The organism is Vibrio sp. Y29_XK_CS5 (genome assembly GCF_024181835.1).
GTDB lineage: Bacteria > Pseudomonadota > Gammaproteobacteria > Enterobacterales > Vibrionaceae > Vibrio > Vibrio harveyi.
In genome coordinates this window covers 2140696-2163698 of sequence record NZ_JAMZAM010000001.1, presented here as the reverse complement: position 1 = coordinate 2163698, position 23003 = coordinate 2140696, and the positions used below count along the sequence as shown (strand labels likewise).

24 protein-coding genes are annotated in these 23003 nt (G+C 45.8%); 14 read left to right on the top strand and 10 right to left on the bottom strand.

Annotation, left to right across the window (positions count from 1 at the left end; genetic code table 11):
* Positions 1-87: 87 nt before the first annotated feature.
* The 3 genes from NL647_RS09715 to ompV all read left to right on the top strand — a co-directional run bounded on the left by NL647_RS09715 (position 88) and on the right by ompV (position 1898).
* Positions 88-594 (top strand): GNAT family N-acetyltransferase, encoded by a 507-nt coding sequence (locus NL647_RS09715; protein ID WP_253650118.1) that lies wholly within the window; start codon positions 88-90, stop codon positions 592-594.
* 117 nt (positions 595-711) lie between these two features.
* The gene (locus tag NL647_RS09710; RefSeq protein ID WP_005449994.1) at positions 712-921 is read left to right on the top strand and encodes a hypothetical protein; all 210 of its coding nucleotides are present in this window, start codon (positions 712-714) and stop codon (positions 919-921) included.
* Between the two features lie 200 nt (positions 922-1121).
* Positions 1122-1898 carry an outer membrane protein OmpV gene (gene ompV, locus NL647_RS09705; protein WP_253650067.1) on the top strand — a complete coding sequence of 259 codons (777 nt, stop codon included), beginning with the start codon at positions 1122-1124 and terminating at the stop codon, positions 1896-1898.
* Between the two features lie 77 nt (positions 1899-1975).
* Here ompV and NL647_RS09700 read toward each other — a convergent pair whose 3' ends face one another.
* The 5 genes from NL647_RS09700 to NL647_RS09680 all read right to left on the bottom strand — a co-directional run bounded on the left by NL647_RS09700 (position 1976) and on the right by NL647_RS09680 (position 6555).
* Complete coding sequence (locus NL647_RS09700) at positions 1976-3214, bottom strand: DEAD/DEAH box helicase (protein WP_253650066.1); 1239 nt, start codon at positions 3212-3214, stop codon at positions 1976-1978.
* A 155-nt stretch (positions 3215-3369) separates the two neighbouring features.
* Positions 3370-3912 (bottom strand): peroxiredoxin-like family protein, encoded by a 543-nt coding sequence (locus NL647_RS09695; protein WP_005449990.1) that lies wholly within the window; start codon positions 3910-3912, stop codon positions 3370-3372.
* Positions 3913-4141: 229 nt separating this feature from the next.
* On the bottom strand, positions 4142-4708 hold the full coding sequence (gene sigZ / locus NL647_RS09690) for an RNA polymerase sigma factor SigZ (protein ID WP_253650065.1): 567 nt from the start codon (positions 4706-4708) through the stop codon (positions 4142-4144).
* Positions 4709-4875: 167 nt separating this feature from the next.
* Positions 4876-6051, bottom strand: a complete 1176-nt coding sequence (locus NL647_RS09685; RefSeq protein ID WP_253650064.1) for a MalY/PatB family protein — start codon at positions 6049-6051, stop codon at positions 4876-4878.
* 159 nt (positions 6052-6210) lie between these two features.
* The gene (locus tag NL647_RS09680; RefSeq protein WP_017818274.1) at positions 6211-6555 is read right to left on the bottom strand and encodes a hypothetical protein; all 345 of its coding nucleotides are present in this window, start codon (positions 6553-6555) and stop codon (positions 6211-6213) included.
* Between the two features lie 163 nt (positions 6556-6718).
* On the opposite strand from NL647_RS09680, the gene NL647_RS09675 reads away from it, so the two are divergent.
* On the top strand, positions 6719-7246 hold the full coding sequence (locus NL647_RS09675; protein WP_005449975.1) for a DUF2975 domain-containing protein: 528 nt from the start codon (positions 6719-6721) through the stop codon (positions 7244-7246).
* A gap of 11 nt (positions 7247-7257) precedes the next feature.
* Positions 7258-7473: a helix-turn-helix transcriptional regulator gene (locus NL647_RS09670; RefSeq protein WP_005429033.1), complete on the top strand. Its 216-nt coding sequence runs from the start codon at positions 7258-7260 to the stop codon at positions 7471-7473.
* A gap of 109 nt (positions 7474-7582) precedes the next feature.
* Here the strand turns inward: NL647_RS09670 and uxuA are convergent, their stop codons facing one another.
* The 3 genes from uxuA to NL647_RS09655 all read right to left on the bottom strand — a co-directional run bounded on the left by uxuA (position 7583) and on the right by NL647_RS09655 (position 10782).
* Positions 7583-8770 (bottom strand): mannonate dehydratase, encoded by a 1188-nt coding sequence (gene uxuA / locus NL647_RS09665; RefSeq protein ID WP_253650063.1) that lies wholly within the window; start codon positions 8768-8770, stop codon positions 7583-7585.
* 129 nt (positions 8771-8899) lie between these two features.
* Positions 8900-9691 carry an FCD domain-containing protein gene (locus tag NL647_RS09660; protein WP_005449971.1) on the bottom strand — a complete coding sequence of 264 codons (792 nt, stop codon included), beginning with the start codon at positions 9689-9691 and terminating at the stop codon, positions 8900-8902.
* 107 nt (positions 9692-9798) lie between these two features.
* The gene (locus NL647_RS09655; protein ID WP_005449968.1) at positions 9799-10782 is read right to left on the bottom strand and encodes a TRAP transporter substrate-binding protein; all 984 of its coding nucleotides are present in this window, start codon (positions 10780-10782) and stop codon (positions 9799-9801) included.
* Between the two features lie 321 nt (positions 10783-11103).
* On the opposite strand from NL647_RS09655, the gene NL647_RS09650 reads away from it, so the two are divergent.
* The 7 genes from NL647_RS09650 (at position 11104) to NL647_RS09620 (ending at position 18373) form a co-directional block, all read left to right on the top strand.
* The gene (locus NL647_RS09650) at positions 11104-11619 is read left to right on the top strand and encodes a TRAP transporter small permease (protein ID WP_005449960.1); all 516 of its coding nucleotides are present in this window, start codon (positions 11104-11106) and stop codon (positions 11617-11619) included.
* Between the two features lie 11 nt (positions 11620-11630).
* A complete protein-coding gene (locus NL647_RS09645; RefSeq protein WP_005449959.1) occupies positions 11631-12932 on the top strand; it encodes a TRAP transporter large permease in 1302 nt (433 codons plus the stop codon).
* Positions 12933-13027: 95 nt separating this feature from the next.
* Positions 13028-14491 (top strand): mannitol dehydrogenase family protein, encoded by a 1464-nt coding sequence (locus tag NL647_RS09640; RefSeq protein WP_253650062.1) that lies wholly within the window; start codon positions 13028-13030, stop codon positions 14489-14491.
* A 12-nt stretch (positions 14492-14503) separates the two neighbouring features.
* Positions 14504-15916 (top strand): glucuronate isomerase, encoded by a 1413-nt coding sequence (gene uxaC / locus NL647_RS09635; RefSeq protein WP_114320375.1) that lies wholly within the window; start codon positions 14504-14506, stop codon positions 15914-15916.
* Between the two features lie 3 nt (positions 15917-15919).
* Positions 15920-16897, top strand: a complete 978-nt coding sequence (locus NL647_RS09630; protein WP_045416319.1) for a sugar kinase — start codon at positions 15920-15922, stop codon at positions 16895-16897.
* A gap of 9 nt (positions 16898-16906) precedes the next feature.
* Positions 16907-17536 (top strand): bifunctional 4-hydroxy-2-oxoglutarate aldolase/2-dehydro-3-deoxy-phosphogluconate aldolase, encoded by a 630-nt coding sequence (locus tag NL647_RS09625; protein ID WP_005429019.1) that lies wholly within the window; start codon positions 16907-16909, stop codon positions 17534-17536.
* 327 nt (positions 17537-17863) lie between these two features.
* Positions 17864-18373 (top strand): YgjV family protein, encoded by a 510-nt coding sequence (locus NL647_RS09620; RefSeq protein WP_101905708.1) that lies wholly within the window; start codon positions 17864-17866, stop codon positions 18371-18373.
* Positions 18374-18401: 28 nt separating this feature from the next.
* On the opposite strand, the gene NL647_RS09615 is transcribed toward NL647_RS09620, so the two are convergent.
* Together NL647_RS09615 and arcC are read right to left on the bottom strand one after the other, a co-directional pair.
* Positions 18402-19019: a TetR/AcrR family transcriptional regulator gene (locus NL647_RS09615; protein ID WP_253650061.1), complete on the bottom strand. Its 618-nt coding sequence runs from the start codon at positions 19017-19019 to the stop codon at positions 18402-18404.
* A gap of 126 nt (positions 19020-19145) precedes the next feature.
* Positions 19146-20054: a carbamate kinase gene (gene arcC / locus NL647_RS09610; protein ID WP_005449950.1), complete on the bottom strand. Its 909-nt coding sequence runs from the start codon at positions 20052-20054 to the stop codon at positions 19146-19148.
* 399 nt (positions 20055-20453) lie between these two features.
* Here arcC and NL647_RS09605 point away from each other — a divergent pair, with 399 nt between their 5' ends.
* On the top strand, positions 20454-21857 hold the full coding sequence (locus NL647_RS09605; RefSeq protein WP_038897648.1) for an APC family permease: 1404 nt from the start codon (positions 20454-20456) through the stop codon (positions 21855-21857).
* 15 nt (positions 21858-21872) lie between these two features.
* On the top strand, positions 21873-22964 hold the full coding sequence (gene aguA / locus NL647_RS09600; RefSeq protein ID WP_049535246.1) for an agmatine deiminase: 1092 nt from the start codon (positions 21873-21875) through the stop codon (positions 22962-22964).
* The last annotated feature ends 39 nt before the right edge of the window (positions 22965-23003 follow it).

Genomic DNA, 23003 nt, shown 5'->3' with positions numbered 1-23003 from the left:
AGCTGGAGCTTGGCAATTAACAAAGGTTAATGAATCACGCACAAATACTCTTTATGTTGTACCCAAAATAATACAAGGGGAAGCATGATGCTCGAATGGAGAATTAAGAAATTCGCAGACCTGTCTGTTCAAGAGCTTTACGATTTTTTGCAGCAAAGAATCAATATTTTCATCGTAGACATGAACACGCCATACAGCGATTTGGATGGTAAAGATAACCATCCCGACACCTACCACGTGATGGGATATGATAACGAACGTCTGGTGGCTTATAGTCGTATTATGCCTCCGAAACTCGGATACCCCGTTGACGTTTTACCCTTGCTGAACTCTGATGCCAATGACGTGTGTATTGGTCGCGTTATCGTCGCAGAAGATTACAGAGGGAAAAACATCGGCAACCAATTGATGCAAGTGAGTTTCGATGCGACAAGAAAGATCTACCCGACCGACAGCATTTTTATATCCGCACAAGCGCACTTGAAAGACTACTACGGCAAGTTCGGCTTCGATGTTGTCACCGATAGCTACTTGGAAGACGGGTGCTCAATGTTGGGTCTTAGATACATTCCGAAAGTTATCTGCTCAGCATAAAACCATTCATCATCCTATACGTTCACTTATAACGCTATTAGGCGTTTTATCTCAAAGCCAAAACCGTCATCACTTTGCTCTGTATCGTGTATTGAAACAAAGCAAAGGAGAAAGGCAATGAGCGGACAGTTAGTAAGATTGGTTTTAAGATGGATGCATATATTGTGTGCGCTGTTGGTGGGTGCAGCGCTTTATTCACCGCTGAAGGCAAATGAAATGTTCATGACGTTAACGTTATTTGTACTTGTTCCCGTCGTTGCTATCACAGGCGTTATGATGTGGAAGCAAGGGAAAGTCATGAAGTACCTTCACCGCAAACCCAGTTAAACCATCTCAACGGCGATAGAGATCATCTATACCAATGTCTCAACCATGCCCTCACAGCGGGCATGGTTCTACTTCTTAGCGTTTTTTAAGCGAAACCATACATTTCTTAAAGTCATCATTACACTTCCATACGCTCTGCTGATAGAGGGTTACAATTTTATTTTGTACAGTGTTCAAAACCAAACAACTGGGACAGAACAATGAACAAAACAATTATTGCATTATTAACGTTGACGGCTGCAGGCACGGCAACAGCGGGTGATACTTACATTCGTAACGGTAACATCTACAACAACGAAGGTGGCTGGATGGTCGAAGCTGGCGTAGTACAAGCGAGCGATCTTTTCAAAGACCAAAAACACAACACTGCGCCAGTTCTAAACGGTGGCTACCATGGTGAAGACTTCAACGCTGATTTAGGCGGTATTAACTACCGTTTCCTAGGTGACAACGATGAACTACTTAACATGAGTGCTTACGTGGTAGGTAGCGGTGTACCTCGTGATAGCGATGTAGCGAAAAGCCTAAAAGGTACGAAACGACGTGATATCGCGATCGATCTAGGTTTGAACGCAGATTTCAGACTTGATCCAAACAACGTGATCTCAACTTACCTACAACATGATGTATCAGGCGCTTACAAAGGCTTCCAAGGTGGTGCTACTTACTTCCATATCATGAATATCGGTAATGTTGATTTCGTACCATTTGCGAGCGTGTCTTACCAAAGCAAAGATTACGTTGATTACTACTTCGGTGTAACAGACAAAGAAGCACGTGCAAACCGCAAAGCATACAAAGGCGATGCAACCGTAAACTACGGTTTAGGTTACAAACTGGTAGTGCCAATCACTGAGCACTGGCAAATCAGCCAAGTATCACAATACACTCGTCTAGGTAGTGGCATCGGCGATTCTTCTATCGTAGACAGTGCAAACCAATGGGCAGTAGGCGCGACAGTTTCTTACAACTTCTAAGCACTACCCCTATTTAGACACACACTCCATTTAATTAAAAAGCCATCATTACGATGGCTTTTTTTATTTGGTTTTGCTCATTTAGCTTTAGGCGCTTGGCGTTTCGGTCTGCCTTGAAACTGCTTAATGCTCTTTTTGGCATTGGTTCGGCGATTGGCTTTTTTATCACGTGGAGCACGCTTGCTTTCGCCTGTTGATGGCTTATCCGTTACAGGGAAACCTTCAAGGTCTTGCGTTGGCAATTCACGTTGCGTCAAGTTACGGATCGCTGTAAGCGCTTCGGTTTCTCCATGGCAGACCAGCGACATTGCAACACCTTGCTCGCCCGCACGGGCTGTGCGCCCAACTCGGTGAACGTAAGTCTCCGCATGCATTGGCAATTCAAAGTTAATTACTACTGGTAGTTGCTCGATGTGAATACCGCGAGCTAATAGATCGGTAGCGATCAACACCTGTGTTTGCCCGGACTTAAACTGCGCCAACGCTTCTTCTCGCTCTGCTTGGCTCTTATTACCGTGCAGCGCATTGGTTGTAATTCCAGCTTTGTTCAATTTCTTCGCCAAACCATCAGCGTTCTCTTTCGCGCCAATAAATACCAATACCTGCGCCCATGCATTTTGCTTGATCAGTTCAACCAACGCTTTGGTTTTGCTGCCTTTGTTGACGAGATACAGCGTTTCGGCAATAGCTTGATTGGTGCTGTTTTCTTGATGCGCTGCTACCTGTTTTGGTGCGTGCATGAGTTGCTTGGCTTTGCCCTTCAACTCATCAGAAAACGTTGCTGAGAACATCGCGGTTTGACGCTGGTTTGAAATCTGCCCTGCAATATTTTGCACGTCTGGCCAAAAGCCCATATCCAGCAAACGATCCGCTTCATCCAACACTAGATAATGGATATTACTCAGAACCAAACCGTTGTTCACCAGATCAACTAAACGACCGGTTGTCGCCACAAGAATGTGGGGATTTGACGCAAGTGCTTGTAGTTGCTGCTCTTTATCAACACCACCACACAAACACACTGCGTTGAGACCAATAGATTGACCAACTTGGTTAATCGCCTCGCTCACTTGTGTCGCCAGTTCACGTGTAGGTACTAGAATCAGCGCTTTTTGCTCTGGATTTACACTTAGCTTTTCCAACAAAGGCAAACCATACGCAAGGGTTTTACCACTGCCTGTATTTGCCAATGCCAACACATCTTTACCACTGAGTAGCTCAGGAATAGCCAAAGCCTGAATATCAGTTGGCTTCTTAAAGTCTTTTGGCAGTGCGTGAATCAGCTCAGAACTCAAAGAGAGAGTAGAAAATGGCATTAGCTTAACCTTGTGCTTTTGATTGAAGAGGCAGTAAAAGATGCGGTAAATCGCAGGCGCGGACTTTACCACAATCTAGGAGACGAACAATCCAATTTTAGAAGAGGAAGTCTGCGAACGTTGTTGGTTTTTAATGCCTCAAACCAAAACAGTGATTAGATTGCCGCTTGGTAGGTACCACGAATAGGGTAATCATTTTCTGGGTTACGGATAAACGCCAACCCTGAGAGCAAGACTTCTAGGTCAGGTCGAGCGAATGGACCGTTGGAAATATCGACTAACTGAACTTGTCCTTTACTGTTCACCACAAACAAACCTGGCTCTGCAAAGAGATGGTCTGTCTCTTTTTCTGAGCGAGGCTCCGAGATATACAAACCTAGCGTTTGCATCTGCTCTACTGTCAAACCATAAGCCACTGGGAACGTGACGGTCAGTTGCTCCTTATGCTGCTCTAGCTGTGCTTGGCTATCTGCGGACACCGCTACGATATCCATCCCGAGTTGTAAGAATCGCGCTTTTAGTGTCTCTAGTTGGTTGAGATAGCGAGTACACAAAGGGCAATGTTTGCCACGGTAAACCACCACTAAACGCCAATCGACATTCTCTGAAGGCTTACCTAGCACGATTGTATCGCCATTTAACGTTGGTAGAGTGATAGAGGGAAACAAATCACCTGCGGTAAATTTCGTCGTTGTCATTATTCAGTCCTATTTACTTCACATTGTTCACGGTAAAGCGGGCGCGACACAGGTTGGAGTGGAGGGCATTGCTGCCCTCACATGTCGCGCCCTAATCAAGAGACCGGAGTTATCATCGAATGTATTCGTTACATTTGTCAGAATTAATACGTTCAATAACCACAACTTTTAAAAATGTGAACGCAGAACCAAAACTCTGCGCTTTTACATTGTAAATCGAGCGGATATTTTAGCTTAATGCCACTTCAGCACTATACATTTGAGCCATGTGAAGGCACTGCGGTTCTGGTGAGAAATCAACGATACCTCCTCGCCCAGCTTCAACATTACAGTACTCAACTAACAAGGCTTTGAGCTTAACTCGACCGCGCTGAATTCGGCTTTTCGTCGCAGAAAGCGAAAGCCCCAACTGATCTGCTACCGTTTGTTGAGGCAAACCATCGAGTTCAGACAAAATCATGGCTTGGCGATATTTCTCTGGTAGGCACTCAAACATTGGGCGCAAACAATGCCCCATGGTTTGTAGATTCTCCAGCTCTATCGGCATTTCCTCTTCAATCTGATTGTCTATCAGCTCTTCATAACTTTGCTGCGTACGATAGTGATCCATGATCGCGTTGTGCGTGATGCGATATAACCAACTTTTAATTTTGCTTCGCGCTTCTAACTGGTCGATCTTTTGACTCGCCTTGATGTACACCTCTTGCAAAATGTCATCGGCTAAATCTGGATCACTGGTCTGTTTGACAATGTAGTTTTTGAGCTGCTCTTTGTGCGTCAACCACTCTGCTAACATACGACGGTCTCTATACATAAAAAGATAATTCGATATTAATCGAAATATAAACCGTATGGCAAGTATGACATAGACCGCTAAGACTCAGACTCAACCGCGCCATCTGCTAGCGCTTTGATACCTTTAGTGATGGTTTGTGTCATCGTTTCATTCTCCTACCACTTCACTTATTTACGTTTATCGACAGCGGCTTTAAGCAACTCAAACGAGGTTTGAATTTGCTCTAAAGAACAAGCGAAGTTCATGCGGTAGTAGTTTTCATTGGGCTCACCAAACCAAATACCTGGCGTTAGCGCCATTTTGGCTTCTTCTGTCAGCAAGGTTTTTAACTGAGAAGGTTCCAATTCTAAACCAGAAAAATCCAACCAAATTTGGTTGGTTCCTTGTGGCGGGAACGCTTTCACCAGTGGCAAGTTGTGCTCAATAAACTCAATAATCCAGTTACGATTGTTTTGCGTGTAGGCATAAAAACCTTCAAACCACTCTTTACCTTGTTGGTAAGCCGCAATCGTCGCGTAAGTGGTAAACGCATTGCCATGATCGATAGACAGTGAAGCTGACGTTGCTTTGATTTTCTCGAAAAGTGCTTGGTTGTCGCTGTAAATATAACCGTTAGAGATGCTGTTCAAACCAAAATTTTTCGCCGGCGAGCCAATGATCGTCAGGCTGTTTTCATAACCTAATGAAGTCATACTGGTAAAGTTGGAACCTTCAAACACAATGTCGGCATGCACTTCATCGCTGATGATCATCACCTTGTATTTCTCAGCTAACGCCACCATGCGCTCTAGTTCTGCTTTGGTCCAAACACGCCCCACTGGGTTATGAGGGTTGCACAGCAAAATCATTTGCACTTCACCACTTTTCAACTGATTTTCAAGCAGCTCAAAGTCCATCACGTAGTAGTCGTTTTCAATTTTCATTGTGTTGCCCACAACAGTACGACCCGCAGATTCAATTAAACGTCGGAATTGATGATAAACCGGTGTCTGGATCAGAACGCCCTCACCTTCTTTGGTGAACTCGCGAATCAGTAGCGCAATCGCACTCAGTACGCCCGGCACTTGAACAAAGTTATCAATGCTAAGCTCAAGACCATGCAAATCCTTATTCCAATCAGCAATGGACTGAAAAACCGTCTTACTATCAAACTCGTATGAGAAGGTTTCACGGCTGACAAGTTGCTGCATCGCTTGCGAAATAGGTGATGCAATAGGAAAGTCCATATCGGCAATCCAATACGGTACGACTTGGTCTGTTCCGTACACTTGGTTGAGCATTTGGCTATCGTGCTTGATGAATTTATCTTTAATGTCTGAACGCGTTGGTTGCGGCTTGAACATGGAATTCTCCGGTCAAAATAGTTGTGTCTAATAAGACGACATCGCAAAGAAAAAGACGCAGATTATTTGCAACTCTTCATTATAAAAGTGACTTTCGATCACTTTTTACGCTAAGAATCATAGTGTTAAAGAGCAAAAATTCACAATAAATAACTGTGGTTAATCAAAATCCCATGAGAAGCCAACACTAACATCGCCATCGTCGTTCGACTGCATGCGGGTTTTAATGTTGCTGTTTGGAAAATGCGTGATGTAGCACTCGACGTTTTTCTTTTTGTTCGCATCGGCAAGAGATGTGAATTGCTCTTCTGTCCCTCGCGTACATTTATCATCGGTAAAAGCGTCATGTTTTGGCGTTGTATCCAGCGCGTATGGAGAACTCTCCCATGTATTGCTCTCTTCGAGATTGTAGTCTTTGGACAAATCATCCAAAAAAATACCCTCAGCTAAGCTAGGAGCAGATACCGTTAGCAACGTCGTTGTAAAAAAAATCGCCTTATTCATTCTCCGTACCTTTATTCATCAATTTTATAAATCCACTTGGCAACATTAAATACTCGCATTAAGAAAAGCAATAAAAAATTATCGTAAAACGATAAGTTTTTATTGCGATATTATTTTTAACTGATTAGGATGAGCGAAAATTAAATCTGATATGAGGTTTGTCATGTCTCAACATTCCATAAGCAACTTTAGTCGTAAGCTACTTATCCTATTTTGGTTTTCTATGATCTTCACGGTTGTGCTCAATACCGTCTTTTGGTTTGGGGCAACTATGTTTGATGCGGAGTGGTTTCACGCCACCTTTCCTATTGAAGTGGCGCTCCCTCTTTCCGTTACGCGTTCTATAATTGGCTACTTCCCAAGCATGATCTCAACACTACTGACAGTGGCCTTACTGTGGCAGCTCATCGTCCTTTTCCGTTTGTATGAGAAAGGGCAGATTTTTGAACGCCAAAATACGGAGTGTTTCAAGAAACTCAGCTACTTACTGATCGCAACACCGTTTATTGAAGTCACGATGGACGTGCTTCTTAGCTTGGCTTTGTCGTACAATGACGGGAATTGGAATGTGTCAGCGGAAGTAGACGACAGCGACATTACTATGATGGTCATCGGTTTTATTGTCCGAGTCATCGCTGTAGTGATGGATAGAGCAGTCGAGCTACAAGAAGAAAGTGAGCTGACAATTTAAGTGAATGGTATATGGCGATTGTAATCAACTTGGATGTAATGCTGGCAAAACGGAAGATGCGCTCTAATGAACTAGCGAAGCTCATTGGTATTACTGAACAAAACTTATCGGTACTCAAAAATGGTCGTGCTAAGGCGGTTAAGTTAGCCACTTTGGAAGCCATATGTACGCATTTAAATTGCCAACCAGGTGATATTTTAGAGTTTGTGCCGGATGACGACGATTAACATCCTTCATCCCTAATCAGCTTAAATAAAAACCGAAGCATTACGCTTCGGTTTTTTGCTTTTATTAATATGGTTTGATGGCACTCTCTGGTGTGCTTAATAAATTCAATTACTTAGTGTAGAAAGCGCGTTTTAGTGCCATCTCTAGTCCACGCACTTCCGCAAGACCTTTCAAGCGACCGATGGCTGAGTAGCCTGGGTTGGTCTTCTTCTTCAAATCATCCAGCATTTGGTGACCATGGTCAGGACGCATAGGAATTAAACGGTGATCGCCCACTTCTGCGCGGCGTTGTTCTTCATCCAAAATTGCCATCACCACATTGTACATATCCACATCGCCATCAAGGTGCGCCGCTTCGTGGAATGTCATCGGGTTGCTTTCTTCACGTTTGGTTGAACGCAAGTGAGTGAAGTAAACACGGTCACCGTGCTTTTTAATCATTTTCACTAGGTCGTTGTCACCACGAACACCGTAAGAACCGGTACACATGGTTAAACCATTCATTTTGCTTGGTACTTTTTCAGTCAACCAATCAATATCTTCGATGGTTGACACAATTCGTGGCAGGCCAAGAATTGGGCGCGGTGGATCGTCTGGGTGTACCGCCAATTTCAAACCATGCGCTTCACACACTGGCATGAGTTCTGCCAAGAAGTGCGCCATGTGCTCACGGAGTTTGTCTTTGCTGATGCCCGAGTAACGGTCCAATTGTGCTTGGAACTCTTCTAGCGTGTAACCTTCTTCTGCGCCCGGCAAACCAGCAATGATGTTGCTTGTCAGTTGTTGAATTTGATCCGCCGTCATGCTGTTGAAGTATTCAAGGGCTTGCGCTTGCTCAGCTTCGGTATAATCCGCTTCTGCGCCCGGACGCTTAAGAATATGCAGCTCAAATGCCGCAAAAGCGATTTGGTCAAAACGTAGCGCTTTAGAGCCATCCGGCATTTCAAATTCGAGGTCTGTACGTGTCCAGTCGAGTACTGGCATAAAGTTGTAGCAGACCGTATCTACGCCGCACTCAGCAAGATTACGCAGCGTTTGTTTATAGTTGTCGATCCATTGTTGGAAGTTGCCCGTCTGAGTTTTGATTTCTTCGTGAACAGGAACACTTTCAACCACCGACCACGTTAAGCCTTTCTCTTCGATGATGGCTTTACGTTTTATAATCTCTTCTTTAGACCACACTTCACCATTTGGAATGTGATGCAAGGCATTCACAATGCCTGTTGCGCCTGCTTGACGAATATCGTCTAGCGACACAGGGTCATTCGGACCGTACCAACGCCAAGTTTGTTCCATGACACTCACCTTTTTTAAGACGCACTCAGCCCGCTCGAATTTATCAAGCTAAGTGCACAACGACTTCTTAATATGCAGCCACGATAATGCAGCTGCGCTGACTAGAGCCGACCGAAGCCGGCAATGTGGTTAACCGTTTTCAGCGCCCTGCAGAACAACAGGGTTGGAACTGAATAAGTAACCATCAAAATTCGGGTCATCGATGTCAGACAGCTCCAACAGGCGCTGTTTAACGTTTTCAAGGTGTTGCCACATGGCATTTTTTGCAGCGATTGGATCTTTACGCTGCAATGCGGCAAGGATTTTGGCGTGATCGTCTAACCACTCTTCACGGTAGTCTTGACCAGCAATGTGAGAATGAAGTTTATTCCACATTGGGCTGCTCTCACGTCGCTCCCAAGATTGCTTCAGCATGTCCACCAGCACAGAGTTTTGAGTTGCCTCTGCAATGCACATATGAAACTTCTCATCACCGTTACAATCTGCGGTACCGCTGGCGAGTTCTTCTCGTTCTAACTCAAGGGCTGCACGCATTTTCACGATGTCGCCTGGCGTCACTTGCATCGCTGCAAATTCCGCAATGTTACTTTCAAGTAACTGGCGAGCTTGGAGCATTTCAAACGGACCGGCATCATCGCTGATCACGTTCTCACGGGAGTTCGGTTGAGATGGAATATTGATAACATACACCCCAGAACCTTTCTTCACTTCGACAAGGTTTTCCAGCTCCAGCATGATGATCGCTTCACGCACTACTGTGCGGCTAACGTCGAGACGTTCTGCGATATCGCGCTCAGGCGGCAGCCTATCTCCGACCACGTAACGGCCATTGATAAGTTCTTGTCTAAGGACTAAACCGATCTCTTGATACGGTCTTTTCGGTTCAAAAGGCATCATGATGATATTATCACTATATTCCATCTAACTTCTCACGCCATCATAACGACCAATAACAATTGGTCAACCTCTATGTACCAGAATGTGGTAACACCTTGTTTTCGATTGTTTATTACTAATTACTTTGTGAATTACTTAACTGCTTTGATCTTCTCAACCAGTTCATTTAATTCAGGATTTGTCTTTTCTAAGTCCGCGTACATTGGTTGAACCGCTTCAACGAATGCCGCTTTATTTGGTTCAACAAAAGTTACGCCCATCTTTTCAGCTTTTGTACGCTCTTTTGCTTCTGACTCAGCCCACAATTTCTTCATGTATTCAGAAGAGTCTGCTGCTGCTTTCATCAGTGCTTTTTGCTGCTCAGGTGTTAGCTTGTCGTACGTTTTAGTCGAAATAACCAATACGTCTGGCACCATTGTGTGCTCGTCTAGGCTGAAGTATTTCGATACCTCACTGTGACGGCTCAAGCTAAATGATGGAATGTTGTTTTCCGCAGCATCCACCACGCCTTGTTGCAATGCTGTGTATAGCTCACCGTATGCCAATGGTGTTGGGTTACCACCTAACGCTTTTACCATCGCAATCGCAGATGGGCTCGGCTGTACACGCACTTTCAGACCTTTTAGATCTTCAGGCGTATTGATTGGCTTGTTGGTGTAAAAGCTACGAGCACCAGCATCGTAGTAAGTCACACCAATAAAGCCGCTGTCTGCTGAAGAATTCAGGATTTCACGACCTACTTCACCGTCGGTCACTTTGTAGTAGTGGTCTTTATCGCGGAACAAGTAAGGCATGTTGAATGCCGCATAAGCTGGGGAGAAAGCTTCCAATTCTGCCGCGTTACTCTTCACCATATCCAGAGCACCGTTTTGCATTAGCTCCATCGATTCTCGCTGAGTGCCTAGCTGCGCATCAGGGTAGATACGGATACGAACTTCACCGTCTGTCATTTCACGAACTTCTTTTGCCATAAAGTCCATTGCTTTATGTACTGCATGGTCACGAGGGTGGTTGTGACTTAGCTTCAAAGTGGTCGCAGCATAAGCAGAAGCAGTGGCGCCGAAGGTCATTGCAGCACCTACTACAGCGCTTAAAAGAGTCTTACGCGTCATCATTGTTCTATTCTCCTTGGATTGGTTGTCCAATATGTAGGGTAGTTTTAATTTTTCACGGTATTTCTTGTTTCGAGGTCATTATTGGCGATCGAAAAACCTATCGTCAAAACAAAAAAGCAAATTGATTGACCAAAATCACAATAAGAACCCTTAAATTGGTCAACCAATCCATTTGTGAACCTGCTCACGTGACAACCAAATCGGCTAACTTATAATCCGACCAGAAAGATTAGCGTATGTTACTGCCCTACACAGAAACACATTCTTACATTGGTAAACCAATTGTTATGAGATACGCGTATTTACTGAAAGGAAACTAAAATGAATAAATTGGTCAAATACATAAATAGAGGGTTGGCCGCCTTTACCATCTCTCTGTCGACCTTCCTCGTTTTTTGCGTGGTCTGGCAAGTGCTATCTCGTTACGTTATTGGTAGACCAAGTACCGTGACCGATGAACTTGCTCGTTATCTCTTTATGTGGGTAGCCCTTATTGGTGCCGCATACACTACTGGTCTGAAACGTCACCTTGCTATCGACTTGCTGACAATGAAGCTGCAAGGCAAACGCAAACTCATCAATGAAATCGTCATCCAAATTGCCATTGCCCTATTCTCTTACGTGGTATTGGTTCACGGCGGTACTCAACTGGCGATGAAAACACTGGCTACGGGTCAGTTAACGCCAGCACTAGGCTTGGAAATGGGCTACATCTACTTCTGCCTTCCAATTAGTGGTGCACTGATGATCTTCTACTCTGCGGTATTTGCTTTTGACCGCATCAAACAATTGACGTCTGGTGAAGCCCTACTCACCGACACCCAACTTGATCAATAGAGGGTTCCACAATGGAATGGCAATTAATTCTTACCCTATTCGGTAGCTTCGCAGTCCTGCTTGCGATTGGTGTACCGGTCTCTTTTGCTATCGGCTTGTCGTCGTTAGCGACCATTTTAATGAGCTTACCCTTAGAGCCTGCTATCGCCGTTGTGGCGCAGCGTATGGCGGCGGGTCTTGATAACTTCGCCCTATTGGCAATCCCGTTCTTTATCTTGGCGGGCAACATCATGAACCAAGGCGGTATCGCACTTCGCCTGATTAACTTTGCTAAAGTTTTAGGTGGCCGTCTTCCTGGTTCTCTAGCACACGTAAACGTGATGGCGAACATGATGTTTGGCTCTATTTCTGGCTCAGCGGTTGCTTCTGCTGCAGCGGTTGGCGGTACTATGTCTCCACTGCAAAAGAAAGACGGTTACGATGAAAACTTCTCTGCCGCAGTAAACATTACGTCTTGTCCTTCTGGTTTGTTGATCCCACCAAGTAACACACTGATCGTGTTCTCATTAGTGTCTGGCGGTACGTCTATCGCGGCATTGTTCCTAGCAGGTTACATTCCTGGCATCTTGATGGGTCTGAGCATCATGGTGGTGGCAGGCATCATTGCGAAACGTCGTGGTTACCCAATCGCAGCACGCCCTTCTCTTGCAATGGTTTGGGATACGTTCTTAAAAGCAGCCCCATCTCTGGCACTGATTGTGATTATCATGGGTGGCATTATCGGCGGTATCTTCACCGCAACAGAAGCCTCAGCTATCGCGGTGGTGTACACCTTCGCTCTTGCAGTACTGATTTACCGTGAAGTGAAATGGCGAGACCTTCCTAAGATCATCCTAGAATCTGCAGTCACCACCTCTATCGTATTGCTGTTGGTTGGCGCATCTATGGGTATGTCTTGGGCAATGGCAAACGCTGATATTCCCTACATGATCGCAGACGCTCTACTGGCTATTTCAGATAACCCACTGATGATTCTTCTGATCATCAACATCATTCTGCTGATTGTTGGTATCTTCATGGATATGACACCAGCGGTACTGATCTTTACACCAATTTTCCTACCAATCGCGCTGGATATGGGCATCGACCCAGTGCACTTCGGCATCATGATGACGTTCAACTTGGCTATCGGTATCTGTACCCCACCAGTAGGTAGCGCGTTGTTCATCGGTTGTTCTGTGGCGAACGTTGCCATCGACAAAGTGATTAAGCCTCTACTTCCATTCTACGTTGCACTGATTGCGGCACTAATGGCAGTGACCTTTATTCCTGAACTAAGCCTGTTCTTGCCTAACCTTGTTCTTGGCTACTAAGCGCTTAGTGACAAGCTCTAGAGTTACGACCTCTAGATTCGAATGATTAAAATAAACCATCCCGCAGGTTCGCCTGCGGGAAAAGGGATACCAAAATGAAGACTATTTCGAATTCCACTCTGAATGACCACGTTCTGCTTCCGGACTACGACCGCTCAACGCTTAAAAGCCGTATTGTTCACCTTGGTTTTGGTGCATTCCACCGAGCGCACCAAGCTCTATTCACCAATGAAATGCTAAGCAAAACAGGCTCGGATTGGGGCATTTGCGAAATCAACCTATTTGGTGGTGAAGAGTTAATTCAATCGCTGCGCGCACAAGACCACCTCTATACAGTGGCAGAAAAAGGCGCAGGATCGACAGAGGTAAAAGTGATTGGATCAGTGACCGAATCACTCCACCCAAGCCTCGACAGCATTCAAGTGGTGTTAGAAAAAATGACAGAGCCACAAGTGGCGATCGTTTCAATGACGATTACCGAGAAAGGCTACTGCGCCGACCCAGCGACGGGCACGCTTGATAAAAACAATCCGCTAGTCATTGCTGACCTTGCCAACCCAACGGAGCCAAAATCGGCACTGGGTTACATCGTGCAAGCGCTGAAGATGCGCCGTGAACGCGGTCTGACGCCATTTACCGTGATGTCTTGCGATAACGTGCAAGAGAACGGTCACGTAGCAAAAGCAGCGGTACTTGAGTTCGCTCAACTGCTCGACCCAGAATTGCGTGACTGGATTGAAACCAACGTTACCTTCCCTTGCACCATGGTTGACCGCATTGTGCCAGCAGCAACCGAAGAGACACTGACCGAAATCGCTGAGCTACTTGGCTGCGAAGACCCGTGTGGCATCGCTTGTGAACCATTCCGCCAATGGGTTATCGAGGATAACTTCGTGGCAGGTCGCCCGGATTGGAACGTGGCTGGCGCAGAATTTGTTGCCGACGTTGTGCCTTACGAAGAAATGAAGCTGCGCATGCTAAATGGTAGCCACTCGTTCCTAGCCTACCTAGGTTACCTTGGCGGTTACGCGCACATCTCTGACACCATGACAGATGAAGGCTACCGCAAAGCGGCATTCGATATGATGATGCAAGCGCAAGCCCCTTCGCTGACCATGCCAGAAGGCACCGATTTAGAAGGCTACGCCAAGCTGCTTATCGAGCGCTTCACTAACCCAAGCTTGAAACACAAAACATGGCAAATCGCGATGGATGGCAGCCAGAAGATCCCGCAACGCATGGGTGGCAGCTTACGATTCCATCTTGCTCAAGGTTCTAACTTCTCTTGGTTGGCAACAGCAATTGCAGGTTGGATGCGCTACGTATCCGGCGTGGACGAGCAAGGCAACGACATTGATGTTCGCGATCCAATGGCAGAGACACTACGTCAGATTTGCGACCAACACGGCTTGAACGTTTCTGTTGTGCCTGCGTTGCTCGCGGTTGAAGCCATCTTCCCTGCAGAGCTTGGTCAAAACCCACAAGTGATTGATGCGGTGAGCAGTGCTTACCAATCTCTAATCGATAACGGTGCTCGTGCCACTGTCGCTGCGTTGTAATAGGAGTTAACGATGAAGAATTTCTTGTGTGAAGACTTTTTACTCTCAAACGAAACTGCACGTCGTTTGTACCATGAGCATGCGTTCCACCAGCCAATTTATGATTACCACTGCCACCTAAACCCAGCGGAAGTGGCGCAAAATCGTCAGTTCGATAACTTGGGTCAAATCTGGCTTGAAGGCGATCACTACAAATGGCGTGGCATGCGCTCGGCAGGCATTGAAGAGCGTTTGATTACGGGTGATGCGAGCGATTACGACAAATACATGGCGTGGGCGAAGACGGTTCCTCAAACCTTGGGCAACCCGCTTTACCACTGGACGCACCTAGAACTGCGTCGCCCATTCGGCATTACCAATACGCTGTTTAGCCCAGACACAGCAGACCAGATTTGGCATCAATGTAATGAGCTGCTTGCGACACCTGAGTTCACAGCTCGCGGCATCATGCAGCAAATGAACGTCGTAATGGCAGGCACAACCGATGATCCTATCGATTCACTAGAACACCACAAAGCGATCGCAGAAGACGACACCTTTAACGTTAAAGTACTGCCGAGTTGGCGTCCGGATAAAGCGTTCAAGATTGAATTGGACGTGTTTGCGGATTACATGCACAACCTGGGCGAAGTAGCAGACATTGAAATTCGCCGCTTTGATGATTTATTGAGTGCGCTTGATAAACGTTTGGCACACTTCGATGCACATGGCTGTCGTGCGGCAGACCACGGCATTGAGATCGTCCGTTACGCGCCAATTCCAAGCGAAGCTGATTTAGATGCGTTGCTGGCTCGTCGTTTGAGTGGCGAAGTACTGTCAGAGCTTGAATGTGCGCAATTCTCTACCGCAGTTCAAGTTTGGCTCGGCAAACGCTACGCACAATTGGGCTGGGTCATGCAGCTTCATATTGGCGCACAACGCAACAACAGCACACGCATGTTCCAACTACTAGGTGCTGATGCTGGCTTTGACTCGATTGGCGATCGCCCATTTGCTTTTGAACTGGCACATCTATTGGATGAAATGGACCAAACCAATGAGCTGCCTCGCACCATCCTTTACTGTTTGAACCCTCGTGATAACGAAATGATGGCGACCATGATTGGTAACTTCCAAGGTGGCGGCATCGCGGGCAAAGTGCAGTTTGGCTCGGGTTGGTGGTTCAACGATCAGAAAGACGGTATGCAACGCCAAATGGAACAGCTTTCTCAACTTGGTTTGCTCAGCCAATTCGTCGGCATGTTAACGGACTCGCGCAGCTTCTTGTCTTACACTCGTCACGAATACTTCCGCCGCATCTTGTGTGACATGGTCGGTCGTTGGGCAGAGAACGGCGAAGTTCCGAATGACCTATCGTTGCTTGGCCCTATGGTCGAAGACATCTGTTTTGGTAACGCAAAACGCTACTTTGAAGAGAGGGCGTAACCAATGAAGCACATCGCCATTATTGGTGAATGTATGATTGAGCTGAATGGCAAACCGTTCGGCTCAATGCATCAAACATTTGGTGGGGATACGCTCAACGCTGCGGTTTATTTGAGCCGCGGCTGCGAAGCCAATAGCAAACCTGATGAAGTTAAAGTCTCTTACGTTACGGCGCTTGGCAATGACCCAATCAGTACGGGCATGCTGACTCGCTGGGAAGACGAAGGCATCTCAACAGACTTAGTGCTGCGCGATGAGATTCGCACGCCGGGTTTGTATCTGATTCAGCTTGATGATCAAGGAGAGCGTACGTTCCTATATTGGCGCAATCAATCAGCCGCACGTTACCTACTTCAACATCCAAACTTTGGAATGGTTAAACAAGCATTAACTCAAGTGGATGCGGTGTTTCTCAGCGGTATCTCTTTAGCCATCTTGCCAGAAGAAGACCGAATTTCACTGCTCAACTTATTGGTCGAACTTAAAGCCCAAGGCGTTGAAATCGCGTTTGATAGTAACTTCCGCCCAGCGCTATGGCCTCAAGACGATAATCAAACCGTCAAAAATGTGTACCAAGCCATGTATCAACTGACGGACGTTGCCTTGGTGACTTTTGATGATGAACAATTGATCTGGGGTGACGAAGCACCAGAGCAAACCATTGAACGCCTTACCTCTCTTGGTGTGGGCAAATGCATCGTCAAGCTCGGCGCAGATGGCTGCTTAGTTCAAGACTCAACAAATCAGGGTTCGAGCGCGGCTCTTGCTCCACAAGCCGTGCCAACCCAACCTGTCGCTCAAGTGGTGGACACCACATCGGCGGGCGACTCATTCAATGGTGGCTTTTTATCAGCATACCTTGCTGGCGCCGATCTCGCGACCTCATGTCAAAGAGGTAACGCACTGGCAGGTGCTGTGATTCAACATCGCGGTGCCATCATTCCCAAAGCATTCACACAACCGGCGCTTGGCGTCGTTTAAGGAACACTCATGTCTAGTATTAAAGAACAATTGAAAGCTCTGAAAGTCATCCCTGTTATCGCCATAGATAAAGCAGAAGACATTATCCCACTGGGTAAAGTACTGGCAGAAAACGGACTACCAGCTGCTGAAATCACCTTCCGTTCAGCAGCGGCTGCAGAAGCGATTCGCCTATTGCGTGAAACCCAGCCAGACATGCTGATTGGTGCAGGTACGGTGCTGAACCGCGAGCAAGCAATTGCAGCAAAAGAAGCAGGCGCAACCTTTATCGTATCGCCTGGCTTTAACCCAAATACCGTTAAAGCGTGCCAAGAAATCGGGATTGATATCGTACCGGGTGTGAACAACCCAAGCACAGTTGAAGCCGCACTGGAAATGGGATTAACCACCTTGAAGTTCTTCCCTGCCGAAGCCTCCGGCGGTATCAACATGGTGAAATCACTGCTTGCGCCATACACCGACATCGAACTGATGCCTACTGGTGGCATTAACCCTGCGAACATCAAAGATTACTTAGCTATCCCACGCGTATTAGCATGTGGCGGTACGTGGATGGTAGATAAGAAACTGATCGAAGCGGGCAACTGGGAAGAGCTTGCTCGCCTAACTCGCGAAGCAGTAGCGCTTGTGAATGAGTAATGATTGGTAAGTAATCTCAAGGCTCTTGGGTAACCCCTTAGCGATTTAGATAAAGTGCCCAGCCTCCCTTTGTGGAGGGCTGATTCATTCAAAGCATGGCTCAATTGATTGGGTTATCGCGATAAGTAGATTCCTGATCTCGCCTAGGCTCGTCGGAATGACGATATGACAAATATCTCCCTATTCGTCATCCTGAAAAGCGAGGCACGAGCGTGATTCAGGATCTACTCACAGAGTGAATCAAACTCTATAAGGGCGGCAACTTTGAAGGATGCTCATTCGCTTACTCACTTAACGAGATGACTTTGCAACACTCTAGGGAAATAAATGGAAAACTGGTTAGCACAAGGCATTGGTGGCATCGCGTTTATGGTTGGCGTGATGGCATTCTGGCAAAAAGACGACATGCGCTTTCGCTATCAGATGATGGCGTTTTGTTTCATCATGGGTATTCACTTTACCCTAATGGGCGCAACCGTCGCTGCCATTGGCGTGATCATTAATGGCATTCGCAGTTTCGCCTCAATCAAAACCCAATCACGCAAAGTGATGTGGTTCTTCATTGCTCTTATGTGGCTGATGACCCTACCAAACATCACCCACTTTTTTGAGCTACTTACAGTAATAGGATCGTCCGTCGCCACTTGGGCACTCTTTTCCAAACAAGGCATCACTCTACGTAGCTTAATTTTGTTTAATTCCTTCTGCTGGGTAAGCCACAATATTTGGCTTGGCTCTATCGGTGGTTCATTGGTCGAGAGTACATTTATCATCACCAACTTACTGACCATATATCGCTTGTATCAAACTAAGACGAATCAGAATGAAACTTGTTAAATATGCTAATTCACAAGAGCTAACCAACTTACGCCGAATGAAAATTGACCTTCTGACAAATTGGGGGGATGTAGAGTTGAAGATAGGACTCAGACAGGCGAAGGGCTTCTTTTGCCAGTTCTGGGGTGATGTAGCCATATTTGCGGTAAGAGAGAGAATAGATTTTGTCGGCAACTTGCAGGGATATAGCAAAAATATTAATCGGTTGAGGTAGCTGAGGAATATCGAAGAACTGGCGATAAATCATCTCAACTTGATGTCCTAACTCAAGATCATGCTCTGTATCTGCATGACCTAACTCTGCAAACGTGTGGCGTCCCAATATCAACTTTTTGGCAATTGGATTGTTATTGTAATAATTCACATAAGCGGTTTCTATCATTCGATTAATATCGGTCCAATGTAGAACTTGTTCTTCATCAATACATTGCTTTAATAGTAAGTCAAAATCGACAAAAACATTCTCCAATAAGTTATGAAATAAGTTTTCTATATTCGGATAATGATGATAAACCGTTGAAGTTGCCATTCCGCACTCTTTAGCAACGTCGTACATCGAAATATCTGTCGCTTCTCGCCTTTCCATCAAGCGGACAACTGCTTTGTTAATTTTCAACAATTTTGTTTCCGTACTAACTTTTCGCATCGTGATGTTGTCCTTCCAAATTTTAATTGAAACCTAATATATAAGGTCACACTATCAATGTCCGCCAAAAGCGACCGTAACTTTGACATGCGACCTTATTGATTTGTGAATTAACGTATTTGCATATTATGGCTGTATATGTGTACCAGACTTCCCTTCAATGATTTCTAACGCAAAAGATAAATCGCCAATATGACCACTTTGTCCTGTTTTTTCAACAAACTGGCAGCATGCATCGACTTTCGGTCCCATCGATCCTGCTGGGAAAGAATATTGCTTCATTTGCTCAATAGTCACATTCTCTAGCTTTTGCTCTTGTGGTGTTCCCCAGTTAAGACAAACGTGGGTGCCATCAGTCAGAATCAGTAAATGCTCCGCCCCAATTTGTTCTGCAATTAATGCGGCTGTCATGTCCTTATCAATAACCGCTTCAAAACCGACATATGCCCCGTCTTTTTCGATCACTGGAGCACCCCCACCGCCACCACAAATAATCAGGTGTTCTTTCTCAAGTAAGTCTTTGATTGCTTTGATTTCTAAGATCTCTTGTGGTTTAGGAGAAGGGACGACACGGCGCCAATGCGAGCCATCAGGTTTCACAACCCAATGATTTGCCTCAGCAAGTTGTTTCGCTTGCTCCTCGGTATAAACTGGACCAATGAACTTAGAAGGGTCAGCAACGGCAGGATCGTTTTCATCGACGACAATTCGCGTCAGTATTGTCGTGGTATAGCGGTCTTCAATCGCAGCATTAAGACCTTGTTGAATCAAATACCCAATCATGCCTTGCGTCTCTGCTCCAAGAACATCGAAAGGATAAGGAGGACAATCTTTGTAAGCGTTATTTTGCAAAGAAAGTAGACCGACTTGAGGGCCATTGCCATGCACAATGACTAAACGGTAGTTTTTACTCAGCTCAGCCAATGAGGTCGCGGTTTGCGCGATACTTTTCTGTTGGTTTTCACAACTCATCACCTCTCCACGTTGCAATAGAGCATTACCCCCAACAGCTACAACAATAATAGGTTTTGACATATCTAAATCTCCAAATAAGTGACGTCAGAATAGACTCAATTCACTGTATTGAATTCACAGCAAAGGATTGGAGATAAAAATCACAATTCGATTCCTATCCAAATTTTGGCTTAGAAAACCTTATTGATATCACGAACTCATTATTACTAGCGCACTGAAACTCGATATGTGATCTCGTATATATTTTTGTGCTTAGCTAAGTAAGAAAAATCTGAATTTCATAAATTGATCAAGAACAAGTATTTCGATAATTACGTTTTTTTTCCCTAAAAATGCCTAACTTCTTTTAATTTACAACGCAATTAACCTCTCCAAAGCCGATATTAAATTCGCATCAAGGTTCGTTACATAAATTTCACTTTTAATAATTGCCATATTCGGTAGTTAAGGAGCGAAACAATGAGCAACGAAACTCAAGGAAAAATGGGGGTCATGAGTATTGCACTATTTACTTTATGTGCAGTACTTGTGGTCGACACACTCACGGCATCCGCCAGTATAGGGGTCAGCTCAATCGGGTGGTGGGTTGTAATGCTGATCTTTTTTGTCATTCCCTATGGATTCATCACCTCGGAACTAAGCACTACCTACCCTGGTGACGGCGGTATTTATGACTGGGTAAAAGAGGCGTTCAATTTTAAATGGGCAGTTCGTACCACTTGGTTCTATTGGATCAACGTCGGTCTCTGGATGCCAGCGGTATACATCATGTTCGCAGGTATGTTCGCCGAGCTGTTTATGCCCGGCCTTTCATTGTGGGGACAAATTGCGATTTGTATTGCGCTCACATGGCTTACCGTTTGGATCTGTAACGTCTCTGCAGACATTGGGGTTTGGGTCACCAACATCGGTGCAATTCTAAAAATCTTGGTGATTGGCACATTGGGTGTAGGCGGTTTTATCTATGCGATGAAACACGGCGTGGCGAATGAATTCACGCTTGCAGCAATGGTTCCTACGCTTGATTCAGCAGTGGCATTTCTTCCTGCCATTGTATTCAACCTAATGGGATTCGAATTGGTTGCAACTATGACCAAAGAGATGAAAGACGTACGCGATATGCCAAAAGCCGTATTCCTTTCTATTGGTATCACTGCATTCCTCTACATCTTCGGCACCATTGGCATTCTGATGGCGTTACCTGTTGAGAGCATCGGCTTGGTTGCAGGCTTAATCGATACCTTCAAAACCCTGTTTGGTGATGGTCCGCTGGGCAATGCCATGGTGTATTTCTTTGGTGTCTGCGCTCTATTAACGCTCATCGGCAACATGGTGAGTTGGACAATGGGCGCAAGCCGTGCCGCCGCAGAAGCAGCGCAAGAAGGCGAACTACCGGCAGTTGTTGCAAAGGTATCGGATAAAGGCTCTCCAGTAGGTGCAAACAATATTACTGGCACGGTTTCTACCGTGGTGATCTTGTCTTACGCCCTATTTGCTCAAGGTAATGACGACTTGTTTTGGTCCATCTTTGCCTTTTCAAGCTGCATTTTCTTATTGCCTTATCTGTTTATGTTCCCTGCTTATCTGAAACTGCGCTTGGTAGATGGTGAACGCGAACGCCCATTTAAAGTCCCTGGCGGCATGGGGTTGCAGTTTGTGATGTCCATTGTGTGCTTCTTCGTGATTTTACAAGCGGTGGTGCTTTTCATCTTCCCAGAAGCACTTGACCTAACCGTTGCCGATTGGAACTACACAGCTCCGGTATTAATCGGCGTCATCACCACGATATTAATTGGCGAGTGGATCTTACTCGGTGCCTTGAAACGCAAAAATCAACAAGTGGAACAAAAAGCTGAGGCTTAGTTCAGGAGATAGACAATGAAAAAGCTATTAGAAACCACACCAAAGCAAGACGGGTTCAGAATGCCTGGTGAGCACGAACCCCAAAGTGAAATTTGGATGGCTTGGCCAGAGCGCACGGATAACTGGCGTAACGGTGCGAAGCCCGCCCAAAAAGTGTTTGCCGAAGTAGCCAAGCAAATCAACAAAACCACACCTGTCACCATGTTGGTAAGCGCAGAGCAATATGATAATGCCGTATCACGCTTACCTGATGATATTCGCGTTTTGGAAGTGTCGACCGATGACTCTTGGATGCGGGATATCGGCGCAAGCTACGTCGTAAATGACAACGGTGAGCGTCGCGGTGTCGACTGGGAGTTTAATGCTTGGGGTGGGTTTGTTGATGGTCTGTATTGGCCATGGAAGCGCGATGATCAAGTGGCTCAGAAGATGTGTGAAATTACGGCTGATTCACGTTACAGAGCACCGATAATTCTTGAAGGCGGCTCAATTCACATCGATGGTGAAGGCACCTTGTACACCACAGAAGAATGCCTACTGGACGAGAGCCGTAACCCAGATCTAAGTAAGGAAGAATTGAGCAAAATTCTCCGTGAGCACCTTAATGTGGAGAAAATAGTTTGGTTACCTCGTGGCTTATACAACGATGAAACCAATGGCCACGTCGATAACATTCTCCACATCGTCAAACCCGGTGAAGTGGTTTTGACTTGGTGTGATGACCCGAATGATCCGCAGTACGAAATCAGTCGCGAAGCCTACGACTGCCTCACCAATCAAAGAGACGCGAAAGACCGAAAAATCAAAATCCATAAGCTGCCAATGCCAGGTCCTTTATACATGGCAAAAGAGGAAGCGGCAGGGATTGATATTGCAGAAGGGATGGAGCGTGAAGCCGGTGAGCGTCTAGCCGCCTCATACGCGAACTATCTCATCACGAACAACCAGATTGTTCTACCTCTACTCGATAAGCGATACGACGCAGAAGTGATTGCGCTCCTAGAGGAGCTCTACCCAGGCTATGAAGTAAACGGTGTTCCTGCTCGTGAGATTTTGCTCGGTGGCGGAAATATTCACTGCATTACTCAGCAAGTGCCTCAAGTTTAAGTCCATACGAATCTAGCGACTCAAAATAAAAGGGGCGAG

Bases quoted from the DNA above. Each gene is read 5' to 3' on its own strand.
- ompV (WP_253650067.1), top strand. From the start codon at position 1,122: ATGAACAAAACAATTATTGCATTATTAACGTTGACGGCTGCAGGCACG.
- uxuA (WP_253650063.1), bottom strand. From the start codon at position 8,770: ATGGAACAAACTTGGCGTTGGTACGGTCCGAATGACCCTGTGTCGCTA.
- NL647_RS09625 (WP_005429019.1), top strand. From the start codon at position 16,907: ATGTCTAGTATTAAAGAACAATTGAAAGCTCTGAAAGTCATCCCTGTT.
- NL647_RS09700 (WP_253650066.1), bottom strand. From the start codon at position 3,214: ATGCCATTTTCTACTCTCTCTTTGAGTTCTGAGCTGATTCACGCACTG.
- aguA (WP_049535246.1), top strand. From the start codon at position 21,873: ATGAAAAAGCTATTAGAAACCACACCAAAGCAAGACGGGTTCAGAATG.
- NL647_RS09615 (WP_253650061.1), bottom strand. From the start codon at position 19,019: ATGCGAAAAGTTAGTACGGAAACAAAATTGTTGAAAATTAACAAAGCA.
- NL647_RS09620 (WP_101905708.1), top strand. From the start codon at position 17,864: ATGGAAAACTGGTTAGCACAAGGCATTGGTGGCATCGCGTTTATGGTT.
- NL647_RS09680 (WP_017818274.1), bottom strand. From the start codon at position 6,555: ATGAATAAGGCGATTTTTTTTACAACGACGTTGCTAACGGTATCTGCT.
- NL647_RS09640 (WP_253650062.1), top strand. From the start codon at position 13,028: ATGAAGACTATTTCGAATTCCACTCTGAATGACCACGTTCTGCTTCCG.
- NL647_RS09645 (WP_005449959.1), top strand. From the start codon at position 11,631: ATGGAATGGCAATTAATTCTTACCCTATTCGGTAGCTTCGCAGTCCTG.
- NL647_RS09630 (WP_045416319.1), top strand. From the start codon at position 15,920: ATGAAGCACATCGCCATTATTGGTGAATGTATGATTGAGCTGAATGGC.
- NL647_RS09685 (WP_253650064.1), bottom strand. From the start codon at position 6,051: ATGTTCAAGCCGCAACCAACGCGTTCAGACATTAAAGATAAATTCATC.
- uxaC (WP_114320375.1), top strand. From the start codon at position 14,504: ATGAAGAATTTCTTGTGTGAAGACTTTTTACTCTCAAACGAAACTGCA.
- NL647_RS09655 (WP_005449968.1), bottom strand. From the start codon at position 10,782: ATGATGACGCGTAAGACTCTTTTAAGCGCTGTAGTAGGTGCTGCAATG.
- NL647_RS09695 (WP_005449990.1), bottom strand. From the start codon at position 3,912: ATGACAACGACGAAATTTACCGCAGGTGATTTGTTTCCCTCTATCACT.
- NL647_RS09710 (WP_005449994.1), top strand. From the start codon at position 712: ATGAGCGGACAGTTAGTAAGATTGGTTTTAAGATGGATGCATATATTG.
- NL647_RS09675 (WP_005449975.1), top strand. From the start codon at position 6,719: ATGTCTCAACATTCCATAAGCAACTTTAGTCGTAAGCTACTTATCCTA.
- sigZ (WP_253650065.1), bottom strand. From the start codon at position 4,708: ATGTTAGCAGAGTGGTTGACGCACAAAGAGCAGCTCAAAAACTACATT.
- NL647_RS09715 (WP_253650118.1), top strand. From the start codon at position 88: ATGCTCGAATGGAGAATTAAGAAATTCGCAGACCTGTCTGTTCAAGAG.
- arcC (WP_005449950.1), bottom strand. From the start codon at position 20,054: ATGTCAAAACCTATTATTGTTGTAGCTGTTGGGGGTAATGCTCTATTG.
- NL647_RS09660 (WP_005449971.1), bottom strand. From the start codon at position 9,691: ATGGAATATAGTGATAATATCATCATGATGCCTTTTGAACCGAAAAGA.
- NL647_RS09650 (WP_005449960.1), top strand. From the start codon at position 11,104: ATGAATAAATTGGTCAAATACATAAATAGAGGGTTGGCCGCCTTTACC.
- NL647_RS09605 (WP_038897648.1), top strand. From the start codon at position 20,454: ATGAGCAACGAAACTCAAGGAAAAATGGGGGTCATGAGTATTGCACTA.
- NL647_RS09670 (WP_005429033.1), top strand. From the start codon at position 7,258: ATGGCGATTGTAATCAACTTGGATGTAATGCTGGCAAAACGGAAGATG.